The organism is Psychroserpens mesophilus (genome assembly GCF_050617655.1).
GTDB lineage: Bacteria > Bacteroidota > Bacteroidia > Flavobacteriales > Flavobacteriaceae > Psychroserpens > Psychroserpens mesophilus_A.
On the sequence record NZ_JBODQC010000009.1, the window covers coordinates 112,719 to 119,224 of the forward strand.

Annotated in this window: 5 protein-coding genes; 1 reads left to right on the forward strand and 4 read right to left on the reverse strand. The window is 32.6% G+C overall.

Features of this window, described 5'->3' with window-relative positions:
• Nucleotides 1–40: 40 nt before the first annotated feature.
• From ACRHNM_RS14065 to gmd, 4 genes are all read right to left on the reverse strand, one after another.
• On the reverse strand, nt 41–733 hold the full coding sequence (locus ACRHNM_RS14065; protein ID WP_431137284.1) for a sulfotransferase: 693 nt from the start codon (nt 731–733) through the stop codon (nt 41–43).
• A complete protein-coding gene (locus tag ACRHNM_RS14070; RefSeq protein WP_431137285.1) occupies nt 730–2,172 on the reverse strand; it encodes a lipopolysaccharide biosynthesis protein in 1,443 nt (480 codons plus the stop codon). Before ACRHNM_RS14070 ends, ACRHNM_RS14065 begins: the two co-directional genes overlap by 4 nt.
• 94 nt (nt 2,173–2,266) lie before the next feature.
• A complete protein-coding gene (locus ACRHNM_RS14075) occupies nt 2,267–3,205 on the reverse strand; it encodes a GDP-L-fucose synthase family protein (protein ID WP_431137291.1) in 939 nt (312 codons plus the stop codon).
• 4 nt (nt 3,206–3,209) lie between these two features.
• The gene (gene gmd, locus ACRHNM_RS14080) at nt 3,210–4,325 is read right to left on the reverse strand and encodes a GDP-mannose 4,6-dehydratase (protein ID WP_431137286.1); all 1,116 of its coding nucleotides are present in this window, start codon (nt 4,323–4,325) and stop codon (nt 3,210–3,212) included.
• 367 nt (nt 4,326–4,692) lie between these two features.
• Between gmd and ACRHNM_RS14085 the strand changes: the two genes are divergently transcribed.
• Nucleotides 4,693–6,506 (forward strand): hypothetical protein (locus tag ACRHNM_RS14085; protein ID WP_431137287.1); only part of this gene is annotated, 1,814 nt, incomplete at its 3' end.

A 6,506-nucleotide genomic window follows, 5' to 3' on the forward strand; every position in this document is an offset into this window, starting at 1 on the left:
AGACACTCTACAACTAATAAAAAAATTTTAGTAGAATTAATCATTTTCTTGCTGCAGTATTATTGGCGTGAACTTCATAATCTGCAGCCACTTTAATTCCTACAAACGCTCCTAACTCATTCCACTTTTTTGGATTTTCTAAAGACGATGTAAATAGACGGTCAGAACCAAACTGATTGAAAAACTCCTTAACTTCTCGTATTCTTAATTCGTATAAATTTTTATAATGTTCTCTTTGATCTTCAGTTAACAACAACAGATTATCAATATCTCTACTATATAATTTATCTACATTAAAATTTGCATCATAAAACTCATTTTCTCTTCGATAAGTTTTTGAATGACGATAGGTATTTCCTAAAATTTTACCATTAGAGTGATTTACCATTGAATCATACCACTTATCACTATCTCTTTCGAGTAAAATAAATTTTGCTTTTGGAAAACGATGAAACAACACTTTATAAAAACTAAGACACCACCATGGATCATCTTCAAAGACTTGATTTGTTTTAAAATCAAAAGAGTTAAAAATTTTTTCATAATCTCCTTTAAACCAACTTAAAGTCCAATCATTTTTTTTTGAAACACCATAACTACCAACAGCATAACCGTGTTCCTTAAAAAACACACCTACCGAAGTCGTTCCCGTTCTTTGAAAAGAAATACAAAATATTTTTGGTTTAAAAATAGCAAGAACTCTATTTTTGTAATCCATTACTTTATTTATCATTTATTTTTTTTTAATAAATTAAAAAGTTCAAAAAGTGTGTTAAATTTAAATAGAAAAGTAATTAAGATATAACATACTATTTCAAAGCTACTGCCTATTAAAAGTCGAAGCAAGTCAGAATTTAATTTTACTTTAAAAAACATATCAATACAAAACACTAAAGCACCAGAAAAAGCTGCCACTAATATTATTGGTGCTAAATTTTTAACCTGCTCCCATATATAATAACTTATAAACTTGCCAGAATAATATGTATTTATAAAAAACACTAAAAAAGATTGTATAACACTACCAAACAATAAAGCATAAATTCCAAATTGAAATGTTATAAATATGATTATCAAAAATAAGATTTTTTTTATAACCTGTAACTTTAAAACAATATCACTTCTACCCTTCACTCTTAATATGTTTAAATTATAAGCATTAATGGGATACATAATTCCTGTGACTGCTAAAATTTGAAAATAAGGCACAGCAGGTAACCATTTTTCAGTAAACAAAAACCTAAATAAAGGCTCAGCTAAAACTGCCATAGTAATTAAAATTGGAGCCACCAAAAATACTGACATTTGCATTACTTTTTTATAGACACCTTTTAAGCGTATGTCATCGTTTTTTATTTCAGCAAATAAAGGAAATGTCACTTTATTAAGTATGGTACCAACATTACCTACTGGTAGTTTCATTAACGAATCTGCTCTATTAAAAAAACCAACTTGTGCTGGTGCAAAAAACTTACCAATAATAATAGCATAAGCATTCGAAAATAGTGATTCTATTAGCCCAGATAAAGTTAACTTATAACCATAATTGAAATGATACTTAAATTTATGTTTACTAAATACCCAACTTGGTTTCCAATTAGAATACAACCATAATTGTAGAGCACTCGCAAATGCCTGAGCAATACCCATGATGACCAAACTCCAAACCCCATGACCTGTATAAGCCAACCCAACACCTATTAAACCACTAAATATAGTAGATGGAATAGACACTCTCATTTGGGTTTTAAAGTCTAGTAGTTTAGTTAATCGTGTCGTTTGTATTATAGCAAAGGCATTGATGATAAATATGATACTATACCAGCGAATAATTGGAGTAAGTTGGTCTTCTTGATAAAAATCGGCAACTAATGGTGCTACAAAAAACATGAGCACATACATAAAAACACTACCTATTAAATTAAAAAAGAATACAGTTGAATAATCTTCTTGTGTCGGATTATCTGTTCTTATAAGTGAAGAACCTAAACCAGCATTCAATAGGACTGCACCTATCCCCATAAACACCGCTATCATAGCTATTAAACCAAACTCTGACGGCAAAAGCAATCTAGCTAGGACAATAGATACAAAAAAGTTTATACCTTGTGTACTAAATTGTTGTAAAGCTGTCCAAAATACACCAGATAATGCTTTTTGTTTTAATGACATTTTACTTTAATATGCTTTTCTTGGCGTTAATTGTTTCGGTGAATTTGAACATTTCTTTATTCCACATTTTTATTGTGTTACCTAAATTATAATTTCACTTGTTTATAAGCTTATTCAATAAATACCAATTATAAGTAGTCTTGATACCATCAGATAATGAAATAGAAGCCTTCCAACCTAATTCTAATAATTTAGAGCTATCCATCAACTTACGCGGTGTGCCATCTGGTTTAGTCGCATCCCACTCTACCTTACCTTTATGACCTACAATCTTTTGAACCGTTTCTGCTAAATCTTTAATTGTTAAATCACTACCTGTTCCAACATTATATAAATAGTCTGGTAGTACATTTTCAACTGCAAACACTATAGCCTGAGCTAAATCATCAACATGCAGAAACTCACGCATGGGTTTACCACTTCCCCAAAGCGTTACAGACGCATGATTATTTTCTTTAGCTTCATGAAATTTACGAATCATTGCAGGTAACACATGAGAGTTTTTTAAATCGAAAGTATCGTTTGGTCCATATAAATTAGTAGGCATTAAACTTACAAAATCTTTTGCGTATTGCTTCCTAATAGCTTCACATGCCTTTACTCCTGCTATTTTTGCTATAGCATACCATTGATTAGTCGGCTCTAAACTATCGGTTAGTAAATACGTTTCCTTCAAAGGTTGAGGAGCAAATTTTGGATAAATACAAGAACTTCCTAAAAAAATAAACTTTTGAACTTCAGCTTTATGAGCTGCATCGATAAGATTATTCTGAATCTGTAAATTCTCCATTAAAAAAAGATACGGATTCTCACTATTAGCTAAAATCCCTCCAACTCTTGCTGCTGCGTCAATAATAATATCAGGTTGTTCATTATTTATAAAATCGACAACAGCTTTTTGATTACGTAAGTCTAACTCCTTTTTTGTTTTCCCGATAAGATTACTATATCCCTTAGCTTCGAGCGCTCGCCAAGCAGCAGAACCAACCATTCCTTTATGACCAGCAATATAAATTTTGGAAGTTTTGGATATTTTTTTATTCAAAATAATTCATTGTTTTATAACCGCCTTCATCAAGATATTGCTGCTGTTTCATTAGCTTTAAATCACTAGCCACCATATCTTTTATAAGATCATTTAGACTGTAATTACATTCCCATCCTAATTTTTCTTTTGCCTTTGAAGCATCTCCAATTAGAAGATCTACTTCTGTCGGTCTAAAATACCTAGGATCGACAGCTAAAACTTCTTTTCCTTTTTCTAATTGATACTCAGGATGATTACACTTAACAACATACGCTTTTTCATTTTCACCTTTACCCTTAAATTCAAGCTCTACTCCTATTTCTGCAAAACTCATATGGACAAAATCTCTTATTTTTGTTGTCTTTCCGGTTGCAATGACCCAGTCTTCAGGTTCATCGGCTTGTAGAATCATCCACATCACACGAATATAATCTTTAGCATGACCCCAATCTCTTTGAGCATCTAAATTTCCTAAATAAAATTTATCTTGTAAACCCAATGCTATACGAGCTACAGCTCTGGTAATTTTTCTCGTAACAAACGTTTCACCTCGTATTGGTGATTCATGGTTAAATAAAATTCCGTTACAAGCAAACATATCATATGCTTCACGATAATTTACTGTTATCCAATACGCATACATTTTAGCTACAGCATAAGGTGACCTTGGATAAAAAGGGGTCGTTTCAGATTGAGGTACTTCTTGTACTTTACCATATAATTCTGATGTAGATGCTTGATAAATACGAGTCTTTTTTTCTAAACCTAATAACCTTACTGCATCTAAAATTCTTAATGTCCCTAAACCATCTGTATTACCTGTATACTCAGGGATTTCGAAAGAAACAGCCACGTGACTCATAGCTGCAAGGTTATATATTTCGTCGGGTTGTATTTCTTTTATTAATCTTATGATATTGGTGCTATCTGTCATATCTCCATAATGCAGATAAAAATTTTGGTGATCAATATGAGGGTCTTGATATAAATGGTCAATTCTATCCGTGTTGAAAAGAGATGAACGGCGTTTTAACCCATGAACCTCATAGCCTTTTTTTAATAAAAACTCGCTTAGATAAGCTCCATCCTGTCCAGTTACACCAGTTATCAATGCAATTTTATTCATAAGCTTAACATCATGATTATAAAGTGAGGTGTATTTAATTAGTTGGTTACAAATCTAAAACAAAAAAAAGACTAATTAAATCGAATAATGAATTAAAATCAATAACTTCCATGTAGAACACCTATAGTCTAAAAGCTGTTTTTTTAAAAGTTAAAACTGATTTTATATTATAGGCTAAATGTGATGAAATACTAGACGTGACCTATATCACATCTAACAAATTATTTTAAAATGTATTAGTGTGTTAAATCTTTTTACGTGCTTATAATAATCTTAAATATTCTTATTATAAATTTTAATATCTTTGCACACCCTTATTCTCAGACACTCAATCTCATTTTTATCCATAAATTACTTTAATTCACTTATGAAAAAAATTCAACCCTTTTTATTAGCCCTAATACTTATGTATTTTGGGTTTGGACAAACAGACCCTGGACATATCACCTTCAATTCTGATGACTTGACCGATTTCAATTCAGTATCTTCAATAGCAACAAGGTCTACTGACGCAACCAATAATTATACGGTTAATAATTCAAATGAACTAATTTACTTAAAGCTTAGCGCTAGCACATCGAGCAATTCGTATTCTACTGACTTCTACTTTAATGACAATGCCAGTCTTGGTTTCGATTTAGGCTACGATGCTGCTATTTTTGGAGTTACTCCTAATTTTGCTATTTACTCAAATTTAGTAGAAGATAATAATGGTGATGAAATTTCCTTACAAGCAGTTAACACTACTGATCTTGCAGGCGTAAGTTTTCCTTTGGGTATAAATGCTAATCAAGGTCAACAAATAACAATTCGTATTTCTTCTTCAACATTACCAGAATATGTTAGCGTCTACCTTGATGATACGTTAACTAACACATCGACCTTATTAAATGATACTAATTATGTGTTTACACCATCGACAGCTCTATTTGGTACAGGACGATTCTTTCTTAGAACCTCCACTCCTCCTGTAACTTATACATATAACGACTCTTGGACTCCTAGTGATCCAAATGGCATTGCTGCCATTAATGACCATCTCATAATTGCTTCAGGTAACGCAACGCTATATACAGACACAAATTGTAATACGGTAACCGTAAATCCTGGTGCAAGTCTAACTGTTAATACAGAGACTACACTTACTGTTACTAATGGATTATTATTAGAATCCAGTTCAACTAGTTATTCAAGCTTAATTCGTAATGGAACAATTGTTGGAACATTAGAATATGAGCGTCATGTGAACATCAATGGTTCTGGAACTACGGGTAGCAACGATTTAGTATCTGCGCCTTTAACTGGCCAGCCTTTTAATGTGTTTGCTGCTGCGAATCCTAATATCTTAACCAATAATGATGATACATTATACTTATTTGGACCTTTTGATAAAGGAACTGGTGCCTATGTAACATGGGCTGATACAGAAACAGCTACTCTTGATCCTGGTTTAGGTTATAGAGCAGGTTCTACTGATAATGGTACTTTCACCTTTACCGGAACAGCTAATAATGGAAATGTTACACATGACATTGTTAATGCTGGTCCTAATAACGCTGTTTGGAACTTAGTTGGTAATCCTTACCCTTCATATATAAATGTACAGCAATTTCTTAATCACGATTTAGGTGGTGTAACAAATATTCAACTATTTGATGCACCTACTGCTGGTATTTATGGCTACGATGGAAATGCTCTTAATGGATGGACCGTTTACAACCTAGCAACGACAACTGCTTCGACAGTTATTGCTCCTGGTCAAGGTTTCTTTGTAAGTGCTGATGCTACTAACGATGATCTTTATGATTTAGAATTCACACCTGCTATGCGTTCTACGGGTACTGGTGATGACTTTATCGTTGGACGTAATGCCGAGTTAACCTATTTAAGCCTTAACTTAAGCGCTAATAGCAAATCTTATAACACTGATTTCTATTTCAACGCTAATGCTTCTAAAGGGTTCGATTTAGGATACGATGCTAACATTTGGGGTGATATAGCGCCTGAGTTTGCTATTTACTCTCATTTAGTTCAAGATAATGCTGGTGATCCTGTAACTTTACAAGCTCTTAGCTCTACAGATCTGAATGACGTCACCATTCCGTTAGGAGTGAACGCTAAACAAGGTGAGCAAATTACATTTAGCATTGCAGACACAACATTACCTGCATCTGTTAATGT